The organism is Entomomonas sp. E7T21 (genome assembly GCF_058693955.1).
The window spans coordinates 2,244,513-2,261,658 of the sequence record NZ_CP191672.1; the positions used below are offsets into that span (position 1 = coordinate 2,244,513).

At 33.5% G+C, this 17,146-nt stretch carries 9 protein-coding genes; 3 read left to right on the top strand and 6 right to left on the bottom strand.

The features are described 5' to 3' along the window. Positions 1 to 185: 185 nt before the first annotated feature. Positions 186 to 455 (bottom strand): tyrosine-type recombinase/integrase, encoded by a 270-nt coding sequence (locus ACQVD9_RS10785; protein ID WP_264747890.1) that lies wholly within the window; start codon positions 453 to 455, stop codon positions 186 to 188. 197 nt (positions 456 to 652) lie between these two features. On the opposite strand from ACQVD9_RS10785, the gene ACQVD9_RS10790 reads away from it, so the two are divergent. Continuing rightward, on the top strand, positions 653 to 2,656 hold the full coding sequence (locus ACQVD9_RS10790; protein WP_264745960.1) for a hypothetical protein: 2,004 nt from the start codon (positions 653 to 655) through the stop codon (positions 2,654 to 2,656). Positions 2,657 to 2,747: 91 nt separating this feature from the next. After that, positions 2,748 to 3,788 (top strand): IS481 family transposase, encoded by a 1,041-nt coding sequence (locus tag ACQVD9_RS10795; RefSeq protein WP_264745663.1) that lies wholly within the window; start codon positions 2,748 to 2,750, stop codon positions 3,786 to 3,788. 135 nt (positions 3,789 to 3,923) lie between these two features. Here ACQVD9_RS10795 and ACQVD9_RS10800 read toward each other — a convergent pair whose 3' ends face one another. After that, positions 3,924 to 4,406 (bottom strand): GNAT family N-acetyltransferase, encoded by a 483-nt coding sequence (locus tag ACQVD9_RS10800; protein WP_264745961.1) that lies wholly within the window; start codon positions 4,404 to 4,406, stop codon positions 3,924 to 3,926. Positions 4,407 to 5,624: 1,218 nt separating this feature from the next. Here ACQVD9_RS10800 and ACQVD9_RS10805 point away from each other — a divergent pair. After that, positions 5,625 to 5,876: a hypothetical protein gene (locus ACQVD9_RS10805; RefSeq protein WP_264745962.1), complete on the top strand. Its 252-nt coding sequence runs from the start codon at positions 5,625 to 5,627 to the stop codon at positions 5,874 to 5,876. Positions 5,877 to 6,881: 1,005 nt separating this feature from the next. On the opposite strand, the gene ACQVD9_RS10810 is transcribed toward ACQVD9_RS10805, so the two are convergent. From ACQVD9_RS10810 to ACQVD9_RS10825, 4 genes are all read right to left on the bottom strand, one after another. Then, positions 6,882 to 7,463 carry a PAAR domain-containing protein gene (locus ACQVD9_RS10810; protein ID WP_264745963.1) on the bottom strand — a complete coding sequence of 194 codons (582 nt, stop codon included), beginning with the start codon at positions 7,461 to 7,463 and terminating at the stop codon, positions 6,882 to 6,884. A gap of 335 nt (positions 7,464 to 7,798) precedes the next feature. After that, on the bottom strand, positions 7,799 to 8,158 hold the full coding sequence (locus ACQVD9_RS10815) for a hypothetical protein (RefSeq protein ID WP_264745964.1): 360 nt from the start codon (positions 8,156 to 8,158) through the stop codon (positions 7,799 to 7,801). Positions 8,159 to 8,160: 2 nt separating this feature from the next. Further along, positions 8,161 to 14,346, bottom strand: a complete 6,186-nt coding sequence (gene tssI / locus ACQVD9_RS10820) for a type VI secretion system tip protein TssI/VgrG (RefSeq protein ID WP_264745965.1) — start codon at positions 14,344 to 14,346, stop codon at positions 8,161 to 8,163. Positions 14,347 to 15,741: 1,395 nt separating this feature from the next. Then, complete coding sequence (locus tag ACQVD9_RS10825; protein WP_264745966.1) at positions 15,742 to 16,011, bottom strand: hypothetical protein; 270 nt, start codon at positions 16,009 to 16,011, stop codon at positions 15,742 to 15,744. Between the last annotated feature and the right edge of the window lie 1,135 nt (positions 16,012 to 17,146).

Below are 17,146 nucleotides of genomic sequence, written 5' to 3' on the forward strand. Positions count from 1 at the left end.
TGATAGAAAGATGATTTGGGCTGAGAAACAGTTAGCTCAAATCTAAACTAACAGATGCGTCCTAAAAATAGATAGGCTCATATCTGATCTGTAGTAGACATTCTTTATAAGGGAAACACTTAACTAGCCAAGCTCGTACTTCCATACTTTGCAAGTATTTGACCACTATTAAAAATAGCCATTTTTTATAATCTCCACTGGTTAATCATTAATAAACTTGGAGATACCTTTCGATTATCTAAGGCTTGTTTGATCATTTTTATATCAGGTTCAAAATACTCTAAAGTGGTTTTGATATTAGTATGTCCCATTAAGTCTTTGACTGAATACAGATTACGATCAGGATCTTTCATTAGGTCTGTTTCTAATGTATGTCTAAATCGATGATGCGTAACTCTTATACCTACTTTTTTAGAGATAAAGTCAAATACATTGAATACTCTGTTAAGAGTTATTTCTTCTGTTAGTTTTTTTAGTTTTTAAGTTATAGCGTTAACACACAATTTACTATTTCCAAAAAAGCAATGGTATATCCTGTAGTAGATAACTATATTAAGCTTATTTATTCATTAATAAGTTAAATACTTTTATATCATTTAACACATTAAGAACTGATTGCTTAATCACCCAATGACTATAACTAGGTAACCAGATGCTTAAACCTGTTTACACTCATATTAACACTAAAGATGAACAACCATCAGAACAAATAGCTATAGCGATTGATCATCAAGACACAACTAATACTTTAGGCTCTAATGTGTCTATTACCTCTCCCCTTACTCATTATGAAGAAAGAGCTTTACTCTTAGCTCACATAATGGCATCACAATCTAAACCATCTACTCGATATCCATCTATTACATTGTTGATCAACAATCTAGCCACAGTAGTTCTCAATGAGTTATCTGATTCTTTAGGAGTATATCATCCCCAATTATTTGAGCTTTATCAGCAGTTTCCATCACTCTCTCAAGATTTACAAGAGCTTCTTAATCCAAATACTTCGTTAGATGAAAGACTTAAGCTAGCCAACCATTTGTTATTCACTATCGGTATAGAGGATCAAAGAAATATTATTGAGTTAGTAAAACTGATTGTTCAACTCAATCTTTCTGTCAATCAATTAATACAAAATCACTCTGATTTAGAAGCTATACAAATCCTGATTATACAAATACAGTCTCTGTTCCACTCCAAGATCATTTATAATTCATTTGATTCTCAAGTGTTGAATATAGTTATTAATGCTATTACCACGATTCAACAATTAATTACTGCCGTTCAAGCTTTTCAACAACTACCTAATAATGCTAATTATACCGACTACTTTAATGTGTTAACAGGGATTGGAGTTATAGAACCCATTGTCAGTTATGTTCAGCAGATAATGGCGGTTGTTATTGAGCAATATAAAAGTGCTACTGTGTTATATAGTGATCTTAAAGCACTCTATTATGATTCAACATTATCTTTGACTGAAAAGACTAATAAGATCATCAGCATATTAGAATCTAACAGTATAACTAAAGACATCTCGAAGGAGTCTCTTGCTACTTCTATTAACTATTTAAAGTTAGCTTTAAGTATTTATGATAAAACTCAACACTTTTTGGAGGCAATTAAAAACTTTGAGGGTAATCAGAGGATATTTAAAGAGATTAATGAGTTAGTTCTTCAAGTAAAAGATATTGCAACGCAGATAAATTATTTGGATATGCTTGGTGAACATCCTCACTTTGAAGCGTTGCAGTATGGATTAGATCAGGTTCAATTGAGCATAGGAATTGCAAAATCACTAGAGGAACTTGAACCTGATACCAGCTATCAACAGTACTTCTCCAGCTTAGTCAATCACCCTCATTTAGAAGAGGTTATTGCTGAGTCAGCACAACCTCTTCTAAAGCTTACTCAAACCCTCAATCATTATTGGTTACAAGCCAAAGATATTGCTCAATTTAAAAGTCATCCTGAATTCAATAAACTACAAAGCTATTTTAATCGTTATCCTGCTGAAGCGGATAGTAATAAAAAACTCGCTTGGTTAGCAGAAGGGTTTAATCAAGGGTGGGTGGTTAATTTAATAGCTCCTTATTTACCCCCTCAAATTACAACTCAGTTAGAAAGAGCTTATGCTTTTCAAACAGCAATCAAGGATTTTCCTGTTCAGGATTCTTTTTTAAAACAAACCCTTTGGGCATTGGATAAGTTAGGTACACGTAAACTTGGTGAAATAACTTCAGGGGTTGGGGTTGATGAGGCTTCATTAGATTTACTGTATGTATTATTAAAAGCTTATGATAGTCAGTCAGGTTATAAAAGTGTTATTAGTAAGTTATTAGAAACTGTGCTCTCTAATCAACGTATACAACAGCAGTTAATTGAAACGCTTTTTCCAAATCAAATAGGACAATATGCAAACCTTGCTACAGGCTTGGTTCAAGAAACCATAAAGCTCTACAAGCAAGATATATTTGCTCAAAGTTGGCGTGGGATATTTAATGCCTTTTTTGAGGTAGTCATTAAGCAAGCTAAACAAAATTCTCTTACTAAAGATATTGTAGATATTATTGAGAACATTCAAACATTAGGCACAAATATTTGGGAAAGAGATTGGAAAGGAAGTTTTTTAGTTGCTTTTAATTGGAATAGTTAAGACCTGATCGTACAATTTTCTTGCAAAAGAGAGAGTTACCCGTTTTGATAAAGGTGTTGAAACTTTAATCAGAACAAAAGGAGTAACTCTCATGTTACATACTAACAATCCAATCATTAAACATAAAGTAGGTCTTTTAAACTTAGCAGAAGAACTACAAAACGTATCCAAAGCCTGTAAAGTAATGGGGGTATCAAGAGATACCTTTTATCGCTACCAAGAACTTGTAGAGCAAGGTGATATCGATTCGCTTATTTCAAAAAGTAGACGAGTACCTAATCTAAAAAATAGAGTGGATGAAACAACAGAGCAATCAGTAGTATCTTATGCTGTAGAGTATCCTGCCTATGGTCAACACAGAGCTAGTAACGAGTTAAGAAAGCAAGGTATATTTGTTTCAGGTGGCGGTGTTCGTTCTATTTGGCTTAGGTATAACTTAGAGAATTTTAAAAAACGTCTTAAAGCATTAGAAGAAAAAGTAGCTACTGAAGGTATTATTCTCAACGATCAACAAATAGCTGCTTTAGAAAAGAAAAAGCACGATGATGAAGCGAGTGGTGAGATAGAAACTGCTCATCCTGGTTATTTAGGTTGCCAAGACACCTTTTATGTAGGTAACTTAAAGGGTGTAGGTAGAATTTACCAACAAACCTTTATCGACTCCTACTCAAAGGTAGTTCATTGTAAGCTATACACCACTAAAACACCGATTACCGCAGCGGATATACTTAATGATAAGGTATTACCTTTCTATAATAGTCATGAACTGCCTATGTTGAGAATACTCACTGATAGAGGCACAGAGTATTGTGGAAAGGTAGAACACCATGATTATCAGCTCTATTTAGCGATCAATGATATTGATCACACTAAAACTAAAGCCATGTCACCGCAGACTAATGGTATTTGTGAAAGATTCCATAAGACTGTATCACAAGAGTTTTACCAAATTACCTTTAGGAAAAAGCTTTATAATCATCTAGAGGAACTGCAAAAAGATCTGGACGAATGGCTAGATTACTACAATAATAACCGAACTCATCAAGGTAAAATATGCTGTGGAAGAACTCCTATGGAAACATTACTTGATGGAAAACTGATCTGGTTAGAAAAGAATTTAGACCAGATCTAACCTAACAGACACCTTTTTAAAATGGGTTACTGTACGATCTGGTCGTGACTACTACATATTACATATAAGGCTTTTTTGTTTCTGTAATTTAATTTTATACATGTAAATATAACTGCTAACATGTATATTATACTCTTATTTTTTTACCAATCTTACATATTGGTAAGCATCTTGGTTAGAAAATGCATCTACAGTTTTCTTTGGTGTACTTGATAACACTTTTTCAGCAACCTTTTGAGATGGTATGTTTGATATGCCAACTATAGCTTCAATATATATTTCGTTTATATACTCTGGCATTTTGTCTGTTAAATCAGAAATGCTTTGTTCAAGAATTAACTTAGCAATTCCCTGATTTCTAAAATCTTCTGCAACAGCATAAGAAACTCCTACACAGGTTGTATATCCAATTGGTTCCATATGCAAATAAATAGCAATTGCTTTGACTTTTAAATCTTTTTCAATAAAAGCATAAGTCATTCTTGAATTTCCATCTGCATCATCTAACATCATATATAGGTTTGGGTACTTCTCAGAAGGAAATAGCTCAATTTTATTTTCTAGCAAAGCTTCTTGAAATTGAATAAGAATTGCATTAACGTCAATCATATCTGGCATAAATTACTCCTTTGAATTAGTCCTTTTTTAAATCATTCATATGATAATTATTTTACCTGAATTCTTAATTTAACAAATGATAAATTACAAATGTGTATTAATATTATTTCTTTTAAATGAATGAGCATTAAACCTAACCACTCCCCATATTTGAGAATCACGATCTGTAAACTCTATAACTGGCAGATTAGGCGAAGTTAAATATACTTGATCTTCTTTGTATACAACTTTTCTTAAAGATATTTCATCTATTTGGAATGCCAGCTCTTACAGTCTAGCTAGCCAGTGGAATAAACTTATTATCTTTAGATAATGAGCCTAAAAAATCTAATTCGTAACTTGTCATTAAACTACTTAATATAATGAATATTACTCATGCTAGCATTTGATTTTTATGCTTAACAACAACAAAAAACATCAAATATTTTTCTCAAAACTCGCTCTGAAAGCCTTGCAAATACGTTTGCAAAATGTTGTTATTTTTGTAAATTTTGCCTAACAAAAAAGAGCAAATTACATTATTTATCAATTAGTTATAGTGATTAGACAGGTTATCTCTTAATCAATTGGTCATAGGTTCGAGCCCTATACGACCCACCAATTACACCAATGCTTTCAGCTATATTTTTAATCCTCTCAAAATCCCACAAAATTAGTATTGTCCCACACTAATGTTTATAAAGCCTGCTATTTTGTCCATTTTTTAATCAATTCTAACTCACTTGAAGATAACTTTATACTAGGCAAAAAAAGAAAATTATATAAAAATATTTTTTGGCATACTACTTGAATTATTCGGTATAGCAAGTTTAAGATTGGTTGATCTTTCCACTGTGTAACATCATCCAGGTGGAGAAATTGAAGCTATGCTATTACTTGTGGGCGTAGCGGGAATATTCGTAGCCGTAATCTGTAGTTAGGTATTTGGCAAATCAGTAGGTTTAACACTAAAAAAGATGATAGCAAAGAGTAAGGTGTCATTTAATTATTGGCCCTTTGCTCCACCTCTTTTATTAAATGTAAATTTGAACTAATAGACTTCAAGTCATTAGAGAAATAAATACTTTATCAATCAATATTCTTAAAAATCAAAAAACTATAATTTCATTTGAGCAGAACAATACTATTGTCTTATATCTCATCTAAAACAATACTAATAGTCTAAAAAAGCAATACTTACTGATGTATAAAAATACGTAAAAAGTCATGGAGAATTTTATGAAAAATATAATAAAAATATTATTAACAAGTTTTATAGTTTTAACATTATCAAACGGAATGGTAAAAGCTAACGAATACGATGGCTTATATCATTTATATCATCAAGAAATTGTTACAAGAATGGATGGTCATCAGGTATGGAGTTGCTTATATCTTAAAAAATGGATTGAAAATAATGAATATAAAGAAGACCGCGTAGAGGCTCAATTCCCACTTATTTTAAGCTGTCCAGCTATACTTCCAATATAACTTCAGTAAAAGTATGGTTGAGAGAGTAAACAACCATACTTTAAAAATATTATTTTAATTGTTTACTAGCTTCCACACTACATTTAATTTCTAGCATTTAGTTTTTATGCCGAACAATAATAATACTTTCCTCTAATACACTATAATCGTAATTAAATAAGATGATCTATAAGTATTTTAAGGATATTTGTTTATGGAACGATTTCTATTTTCTCTATTATTATGTTCTGCTTCATTAGTATATACGGATAACTTGCAAACCAGCAGTTAGAGAACATCCTGCCTCATAAGATAATATATTCCAAATTTACGCACCTGAATAAACTTTTTTTGCACCGCAAGCAGAAAGCGTTACATTTAGCGAAGGACTACAATTTATATTCTATAACAATAAAACTAAATACATAGTCTATCTGTCAGCTATAGAGATCGCCTCAACTGAAGACTATATAAATGCATTAGGATTAGAAAACGTATCAAAAGATGATAAAGAAATCCTAAAAATTAGAGATATACATAATATCAATTGCAACGTTACTCAAATAAAACTCTTAATCACTTATAAGAGCAAGGTTTTTATTATAAATGAAGCTAATGATAAACCTTTAAGAGTGTTGATTATTGATGAAAAAGGTAAACGTGTTGATTTCATTAAAATCAAAGGACTCACTATTCACTATAGAGCAAGTGGATTCAATGATGAGCACTTATCAATCAAGGAGAGGCTAATAATGGATATGCTAACAAAAAAAGATTTAAGAAAAATACTTGTAAAATAGTATGGAGACCAAACAAAGGGCTGGAAAATAAGTGAAGACTTAATACTTAAAGTAGCAGAGGTTATTGAAAAATCTGGAGAGTGCAGAGCTGTGTTACTCTAATAACCAACAATGTACGCTTCTCCTTATATCAGCATTAACAGCTTAGGAAGCTAGTTTACATTAACTATTAAGAACAACTCTCTTCTACAAGATTCATAGAAGAGAGTTGTTTAATTACGCTAAGTTAAGGAGCAAAACCAAAACCACCTTGTGACCCTATTAAACTAGCACCACAAGATGTTTTCATATTAGTTAGTGTAATAGGTACTTGAGTAAAGCCCATACCACCAGCCCCCTCTATAACTGAATAGACTCCTTGGCAGTCAGGACAAGGACAATATACCTTATCACCAATGCCAACAGATGGAATACCATTAAAGTCACACCCAGCAAAAGCACTAATTACTCTGCCACCATGATCTGTAATATCACCTAAAGACAGAATTGTCTGAATTATTTTAACCAGTAAACCAACTATTACAATAATAATCGCCAATACCACCATTACTACTACAATAGTTAACACTGTTTTAATTACTTTAGCTGTAGCCAGCAAAGCAGTTGCGGCTAATAATGGTAATCCAGCCGTTGCTGCAACTGTAATTGCAGCTGCTGATGCAGCAGCTACGGAAATACCCAGTTGAGCTGCTACGGCTGTCACTGTCAATGTATTACTCGCTACCAATGGCGCTATTGCTGAAGAAACTGTAGCTGCAGTTGTTGTACCTAACTGAGCTGCGATAGCTGCTACTAATTCTGTTGGCATGATTTATTCCCCTTCTATAACTAAACTCTTTAATAAGGCTATTGAAATCTCTTAGTTCAAACCTGTTATAAATTACTTAATATCATGATTTACAGCTTTTTTTATTTAATAAAATGCCTATTATGATGTTTACTATTAACACATTCCATAATGCTTTACCCATAAAATAATTTGCATTAACAACACCTAGCACCCTACCAAAAACACATCCTGTAGTACATAAAATATCCAATTAACATCTACTGGGCCTCCTATTCTTTCAAAATCATAATTTAGGCCTAATATTTCATCTTTAAAGCTTAAAGATGAAATATTTGAAGAAAACGTTGTTCCTGCTACTTACTACTGTTAATCATCAATAACAGCTCTTTTGTATCAATCTCCTTAGTATACTGAGCAAACTTACCTTCTTTAGTTTGGTAGTTCACAATAATCTTATGTGTAAAAATATTAATCTTTATGTTCTGTGAAACTAATACATAATGAGGTGCATAAGTTACATTATCTTTTTTCCAATCCGCTTTCTCCTTTTCAAAGAACTGAATAATATCTTCTGTCATAACAAATGGGCGCTGTTCGATTCGTTTACCCGCTTCATATAATTCATACTGAAAATTATTCTGTAGTAACTGAATAGGAAACTCAGCCTGACAAAAAAATAAACAACCTAATACACTAACTAAAATATTTTGCATAACTATATACCAGTCCCTCTACGAGCTTGAATCATGTTAACAATATGATGATACTGCTGTGCTGAGTAGTCTCTACAACTATAAGTAAGCACATTGTATTTTGCCCTATTTCCAACCTGCTCTTCCATATAATCAATTATTAGCTGATCTTCTTCTGGTGTAGTAGCAAAAGTACTTACTACTTTAGTTGCAGGATCCCAATCCTCATAAACAACTCCCGATCCTTTACCACCCCTAGCTGGCTGACCAGAACCAGAAGAGCCAGAGGGCCTTGATGATCCAGAGGATCCTAGTACTCCACCACTATTACTAGCTGAGGATTTAGCATTAGCATCATCTACACCAAAACTAATTGCTTTTTGTAAGGTGTTTGTTGTTGGATCAAAAACTTCAACTTTTCTATGCCAGCCACCTACAGCATTTGTATTAACTAAACGAATATCTAATCCATATGGATCCACATAATTAATAGAGTTACTTGGATAAATATAAGTATTTAATCCTCCCTTAAATCCAATTGGGTCATGAGTCACATAACGCCCTAACTCTGGCAGGTAATATCTATTACTATTATAGTATAGCCCAGATTCTTCATCTTCAAATTGACCTTGGAAGCGAATAGGTTGGTCGATATGTCCCACTATATTTTTTACTGCTTTCCAATCATCTGCTTCAGCGCTCCAAAGTTCTTCACCCGTACTACTGGTTAATTTAAGTGGTGTACCTAAGTGATCGGTATGATAGAAAGCAATTTGTAAGTTTTCAGGCTTAAATACTAAATCCATCGGTAACTCTAAGTTGGCCTCTTCAAACTGTCTACGGCATTGACGTATTTCAATGGGCACTTCCATTTCATCATGTTCAATACTCAATAGTGGTACAAAGGTATTAGGTTGGTACACAATGGTACGTTCCCTATTATTCTTAGTTTCTGAGCACAATGTATCACCCAACCAACCATAACGGATTGTATTTTTTTGCTGGCCGTTATCAATGACTTTACGGATTCGTCTTGAGAAGGCATCGTAGGTGTACTCTGTGTGTAGTATTTCTGCTGTACCACTGCGGGTTAGTTTAATTAGACGGTTAAGTGCATCGTATTTCATATCTAACCGTGTCCCATCTGCACGTTGTATGCGGCTTAGGTTTCCTGCATTATCGTATTGGTACTGATTACCATTGAGTTCGGTAATTTGGTTAGTTGCCCATACGGCTTTTGCAGCCTTGACTTTTTTACCCTTAACTTTCTCAGCTGTCACAGAACGTTGATGAAGTTTTTGCGCCAATAATTCTGGGTTTAGAATTGCTAGTAGCTCATCCCCCTCATCCTCCACCACCGTTTTTTGCTTGGTGGTTAGTAGTCGTGGCCCATCTACAGGGAGATAACGATTCCCTGCAGGGTCAAAGTGGTAGTTAAAGGCTTGATCATTATGTTGGCTACCCACTAAACGGCCTGAGTCATCATACTGATACTGAATGTTTGGCAATAGGTTATCAGCAATTTGTTTAAGTTGGCCTAGTTGGTCGTATTGATATTGGCGTTGCCATTGGTTAGCGCCCATCATCACTGTTGTATCTGCTAGTTGACCTAATGGGTTGTAGTTAGTATGGGCTTCAAATAATGGCTCTTTTGCTCCCGTTACCATTGCCTTACGCACAATTTCTCGGTGTAGTTGGTCGCGCTCAAAGAGCACTTCCACCTGATCAACCATGAGTCCATGTAAATGGCCTGGCCCATAGCGCATCCAAGAAACAGCAGGGGCATTGTTATAGGCTGTTTTTTCAAGGTTACTCATAATATCAAAAGTTTGATCCACCTGATAATACCAGTTATCGTCTAGGTGAGTTTGTGATTCACGCACCAAACGCCCAGCTCGGTCATAATCATAAACAACCGATACGGCTAAGTTAATAGCTGAAGCTAATAAGCCATCTTTACGCCAGATGAAATGCTCAGTTAACACCCCATGTACATCTGTAGCTGGTAGCTGGCGTTCAGTTACACGCCCCATAGGATCGTATTTATAGTTGATCTTACGACCTAAACTATCGGTTACTGCTACCATTTCATCAGCTACGTTGTATTGGTATTGTTTTACTGTGCCATCAAAGTCTTTTTCTTGCACTAGCCGATCTAGTACATCGTACTCAAAACTAGCCACAGCCTCATTTTCGTTAATTACTTGAACTACACGGCCTGCTTTGTCATAGCTGTATTTAACTTCAAGCCCAGCAGGGTCAATGGTTTTAATCACACGGCTAAAGCGGTCATACTCCATACGTGTTTTCAATTTTTTAGGATCAATCACAGCAATAACACGGTCTAAGATATCATATTGGTATTCAATCTGCTTTCCATCAGCCATTTTTACTTTGGTTAAACGGTCTTTATTATCATACTCATAGCTGATTTTTTCACCCTGTGCATTGGTTTCACTAAGTAAGCGACCATTGGCATCATAATCTTTTTGTAGCATATTGTTACTACAATCGGTATAGTTCTTTAACTGACCTACTTCATTCCATTCTAATTTTTTCACTCCATCTTTAGCATCAATAATCTGTGTCGGATTATTTGGCAATGTAGGATTATCATATTGATACTTAGTCACTGCTCCTGTAGGTTCAGTAATAGAAATTAGATTACCTTGTTTATCATACACCATTTGAGTAAACTGCCCTTCTGGAGCGATAATTTCCAAAGGCTTTCCAGTTTTTTGATCTAACTTATAAGTCCACTGTCCACCATCAGGCATAGTCATACCAATTAATCGACCTTTCTCATCTAACTGGTTTAATTTCTTGCGACCTAATGGGTCTACAGTAGCTACAAGGCGTCCCAATCGATCATACTCATACTCAATACGACTACCATCTGCACGCTCATAGGCAGTCCAACGTTGTAAACCACCTGTACCATTAAAATAGTAACGCTCTATACGATCAAGACTATCTTTCACTTCTGTGTGATTATCTTGATAAGTATAGTAATAAATTAAGCCATCTTCCTCTGCTTGTTCAATTACCTTACCTTGAGGATTATAATGGTTCCACTTATAGCGGATAGTGCGACCTGTTGGTTGGCTTAATTTAGTCATCATATGACTTTCCCACTCAAAGCTTACAACTAACTCACGATCCTTGTTATAAACTTGTTCTAAGTCACCCTCTTCATTAAAACTGTAATGTACTAACCAAGTAATATCTAATGTTTCGCTATTAATTTGTAAAGGAACATCTTCTAATTTAGTCACATCTTTTAATAAGCCTACACTGTGTAAACGGTGCCCTGTATCGTGCTCAACAGCAGTAGGGTATTGTGTATAAAAGAAAATATAAATAGCATTTGCACTGTCTTGTACAGCATATAAATGACCAAATTCATTCCAACGATAAAGTGTTTTATGTCCATTTTTATACAATTCTTGCTGTAAACGCCATTTCCCAGCAATTTGTTTTATTACAGATACATTACCTTCCTTCATTAAAAAGTAAGCCGTACTATCCTCTCTTAGCTCTTCTGGTACTACATGCCACATTTCATCCCATACCAATACAATATCAGATGTACCACCACGACGAATCCAGAACTGTTCTGAAGCAGAATATAAACCTTGACCTGGCTGAAGTGCACTAAAATGAATACGACGACCTACTGTATCAATCACAATCGTACTATTATCATAAACTTCCAATCCAATGTTCTCACCCGTAATTGACCAGCCTTGACCTAAGCTACTACAACGGCCATCTCTTGAATTATAACTACGACTAAATACAAAAGGAGTAGGTGCTGGCTGTGAAAAATCTACCTTAGCAGGTAATACTTTAGCACCTAAAATAGGGTTAACAGGGCCTCCCACTAAAGGAGAATTAGGACACATGCAATCACTCATACCCTCAGCTTCATTTAATAAGGGTTCAGGTATAACAATTTTGGGTGAATTAATTGGTACTGCTTGGCCAAATTCATTACCTGCTACACTTTGATAATAATTTGGAGGTGTCACTCCCATTAAACTAATAGGTGGTCTAGGTACTGCTGGGGTACCCACACCGGGTACGCCAATACCTAAATGTACTGCGGGGCTACTACTTATTCCACTACCATCAATTTTTAGAAAATTACCACCAGCTTGTAAAGTAATTTCTGCGCCTGCATCTATCACTACTTTACTACCTGCTTGAAAATGAATTTCATTTCCAGCCATAGCTAAATAATTAACCGCTGCACGCATATGTAAGGTTTGATCAGTAATCACCGAGAAATCTAAATTAGATTGTACTCGACGCTCCCTATTTACAAATAAGTTATCGTCTCCAACAATATGATGCATTCGATTATTAGTAACTTCTAGTATTTCATTATTACGAATTTGTGTAGATTTGGTGTTTAATACCTCAACATTTATATTATTAAGTACGCGTGTATTCTGATCCACCTTTACTTCTGTATTCATTACATTAAATACTTGAGTATTTAAATTATTATGCACTTTTACTGTTTTATCATGTAAAACCTCAGTTCTCATATCATTAAGCACTTTGGTATTCATATCTTTTTGTGCATGAATATAAATTTCTTCTTGGTCTTTTTTATCCTCTATGCGTAACTCATTAGACCCATTGCCTCCTTTAGAACTATTGGTCTTAAACACTGTACGCGTTTTATTTGCTGGCAATTCATAAGGTACTTTATTAACACCATTATGAATTGCCCCTGTAATTAGTGGATTATCGGGATCTCCCTCTAAAAAATCAACTTTAACCTCCATACCGATGCGAGGTATAACAACACTTCCGTAGCCATTATGAGCCCAATTGCTTGCTACACGAATCCAATGTGAGCTATTTTCATCATAAGTACCCTCACGATCCCAATGAAATTGTACTTTAACACGACCATAATCATCACAATAAATTTCTTCATTTTTTGGTCCAGTCACAATGGCTGTTTGAACACCAAAAACTTTAGGTTTTAGATGTAAGCTTTTAGGTCTATGGACAACCATATGTGGTGTAGCTACTAAACAATTACGGTAGCCTTGACTGAAATTATCAAAAGGGAAGTGTAATTCTTCTGCTATTGGATATTTAAAATATTTATTTAATTGTGTAGGTACAAGGCCAGCCGCTGACACTTCTCCACCTAACGCTTCTAGTACTTGAGGCTGTCTAGCTTGGTGCTTAATTTGCTTAATCAACCAAGGTTGTTCTGCATCTAAACTATCTAAAACTGGATATTCTTCTACAGTTACAAAATAACCGGCATGTAAATCAGGTACATCTGAGTAAGCTTCTGCTTGTATGTGATCCACTCTTAACCGTTCTATCTGTATCTCTGCATAACGTTGTGCTTGTTGTTGGTTTGAATGATATTGAGGATAATCATAATATTCAAGCTCAGCCTCAACTGCTTGATTAGCTTTCTCATTTAATATCCCTTTTGCACTACCCTCAGGAATTTTCATATTTTCAAAATTATAATTACGGTAACAGCTCGAAGTTGTTGCACTAGCTAAATTAACATCAAACTTCTTAAATACAGGATCATCTGCCACCATTCCTGTATCACTGGCATATCTTACAGTGTTAGCAATAGATGGGAAAAATGGTTGCGAATCAGTAAATACTAGCTGATGACTGTCTTGACTAAACTCATAGTGTTGAGCAATACCCTCTTCTTCACAGAGACGATGAATAAAGTGTGCATCACTTTCATCATACTGAACGCAGAAATCCCTTGGTATATAAACTTCTTGATCTTTAAATTTAAACTCAAAACCGTTTTTATCTGATTGCTGTAAACTATACTCATTCAAAATAACGGTAATAATTTCTGGCACTGTTTTACCCACAAAAGTGCGTTGATTAACCCGCTTATATAAATGTGTAAACCGAGGGGCTAGTATCACAGTATATTGTGCATAGTGTCCTCCCACAGGCCCTCTTTTTACAGAATGAATAATTCCATGAATTCCTTTGTTTTCTTTAGCAAAAGACAGATAAGCTGGCTTACTTAATAATTTTGTAATATCGTAACGAATATGCTTATTGACTAGGGTAATTTCGAAGGCATACTCAGCATCTATTGATTCAATACCATCAAAGCCAAGCACTTGTAAACCCGTATTAGTTAGCCCTTCAATTTCAAGTGCACAAATAGTTTCATTAGCATTATGAAACATAATGATACTCCTTTCACTCAAATAGTTTTATTATTCCCTTTATACATTTTATTTCTCCCTGCGAAACAATATAAAACTATTTTTTCACATAAATATTAGACTTTAGTATTAGGGCATTAACTAAAACTTTTTTATAAATATACTGCCATATTCTTTTAAAAATCTGCCGAATAGTTTGCTAGCAAAACGATAAAGAGTATTTTTTATTAATACACACATTTATGTCATCTTTTTAACTATGACAGTTAAATATCATATATGACCTGTTAATTTATTTTTAAATATTATAAAGTTAGTTATCGTAATGTAGACTAACAAACGACCTAACAAAACAATCTATTATTACCAATGTGTCATATCAAATATATTACTTTATAATGACTTATATCAATATTAAATTAATGAAGCTAATATGCAGATAAAACAACCATTATTTTCGATAACTTTTACCTAAATATCATACTATTTTAAAAATACACCAAAAAATTAAAGTAAAAACATACCTCCTCTATAATGCTATTCACTATAATTAAATTCTTATCGACTAACTCTATTAAATCAAACTGATCTATTAACGTATGTTTTAGTAATTAAACAGATGTTATATTAAATATATCAACTATCCTTTTTCTCTTTTCTAATTCTGGCTTAACTTTTTACCACCATAAAGCTATGATAATCATTCACTGATTAATAGGTATCATTTATGATCGACGGATAAGTGTTCATACAGTAATCCTTATTACACATAAGGATTTTTTCTGTAATTTAATTAACTTGAATATAACAAATGCTGAATACTTTATTAATTATTTATATGATTATAGACAGCATGCTTTTTGGGAAGGTTTGCCTAGCCGTAGTTATAAAAAAGCACTATTAGCTAGGGCTTCTTGTCAAGTTGATAATTTTACTTCAAAGGATATTAAATCACTTATAAAACTTATTCATACTCATAAAGAATCTCTGGACATGCTACATTCACACTAAAAACTCTTTGTCTACCAAATCCGAAAGGATTATAGCCCGGCAATATGACCTCTTTGTAATAACAAGTTTTAGAATTCAAAAATGTCGTCATTTGACCTGTAAAAATTAAAGCTCTCAAAGGTTAGTGCGTAGATTTTTGCGCGATAGCAAATCCTGATATAAAAGTTAAAGCAAATAACATTATCATATATTTTTCATATCAACTCTCTCCATAGATATTAAAATATCTATTTAATATGACAATAAAATTTGGCAAACAATACTATACATTCATATAAGACACTTATTAAAATAAGAAATTTTATAAAACCTACTCCAACCATTAAAAATCATGACTATTTTAAGGAGTAAGTGATGACAACCAAAGATAAAAAGCCTCTAAATAAAGAGGCTTATAATTGTATATTACCAGTTAACCCATCTTGTTGGTGGACAAAATTGTGGTTTGAAAGGAGCATTCGCTGTATATGTTACTTGTGTGATAATATCTCCGCCACCAAAACCTTTATTTGTGTGCCTATAATTACATATTCTATAATTGGTTTTTTTATCAAAACTTTGTGATTCATATTGACTATAAATCCAACCCATATTATCCCATTGTACTGCTGCAAACGCTTGCATAGATAATAAAGAACAACTTAATGCAAATAAAACAATAATTATTTTCTTCATAATATCTCTCCTAGAGTTTCCTTTGAAGCAAAAAACACTACAACCACCTTTCCATTCCAGTAAAGCATATATGAACAGGATATTTTACTTTAGTATACTTTAGTCTAAGAGCTTGTTTTATCATTTACCGATAGACCTCAAGCCTTGCAGCACAAGTTTTTCACAACTTATTACAGCAGCACTTGAACGTAATATGGCTATTCTAATTGACAACGCTTACTATGCTCTTTAGAACAAATTCACCACCACTACAGTAATGCTAGAAATAATATAACCCAATTACTTATTGATATCCTCGACTCCCCATCTGATGCTATCTGCTCAGGTACATGTAGTTCCTATATGAGATTCCAAATTCCACCACGTTTTATTCAACAAACCAACCAAGAATCCCACCGTCACCCTTACCTCAATGCATGTGTTCTACCAGCATTATAATTTTCAGTGATAAGACTTCATATTATGAAAGTTCAAGTAAAAAAACCAATATTAATACCCATAATTATTATTTTAATTTTGATAATAAACTACTTAATATGGAGTCGTATACATAATCAAAATTTTGGTGAGAGTTTTGTTACATAAAAGCAACTAAAATCAATATATCAACTAAACTAGCTACACATATTGAACAAATACTAGTAAAAGAAGGAAACTTTGTTAAAAAGGATCAGCCATTCGTTATCATGCAAACAGACATTTACAATATATTATGCTAATTGCTCCGACAACTCACGTTGTAAAATTAGGTCAAGCTATTTTATTCCAAGGTGCAGGTATTAAAACAGTATAGGTGCCTTTTTTGTGGTTAACTATTTTAGGTCTTAGTTTTTCACTTTTACACTAGCACGTTTTAGAAAAACCATAACTCAAATGACATAACCAATTAAATTAACATGTTACCTATCAAAAAATTTAATTACTCCAACTTAATTAATTATAGACCTATCTTTGCCAAAAAAGCTGACAATTGCACGCTATTTACAAACCTTTTCTTTAGTAAAATATTACCTAATATATTAATATTATTACTATATTATACCAAAGTATAGTTTTGTATTATCTTTTAATTGGTATCCTTAATAACAGTTTTTAATAGGAATATAGGGAGTATTAGGATGATCAATAAAATTAA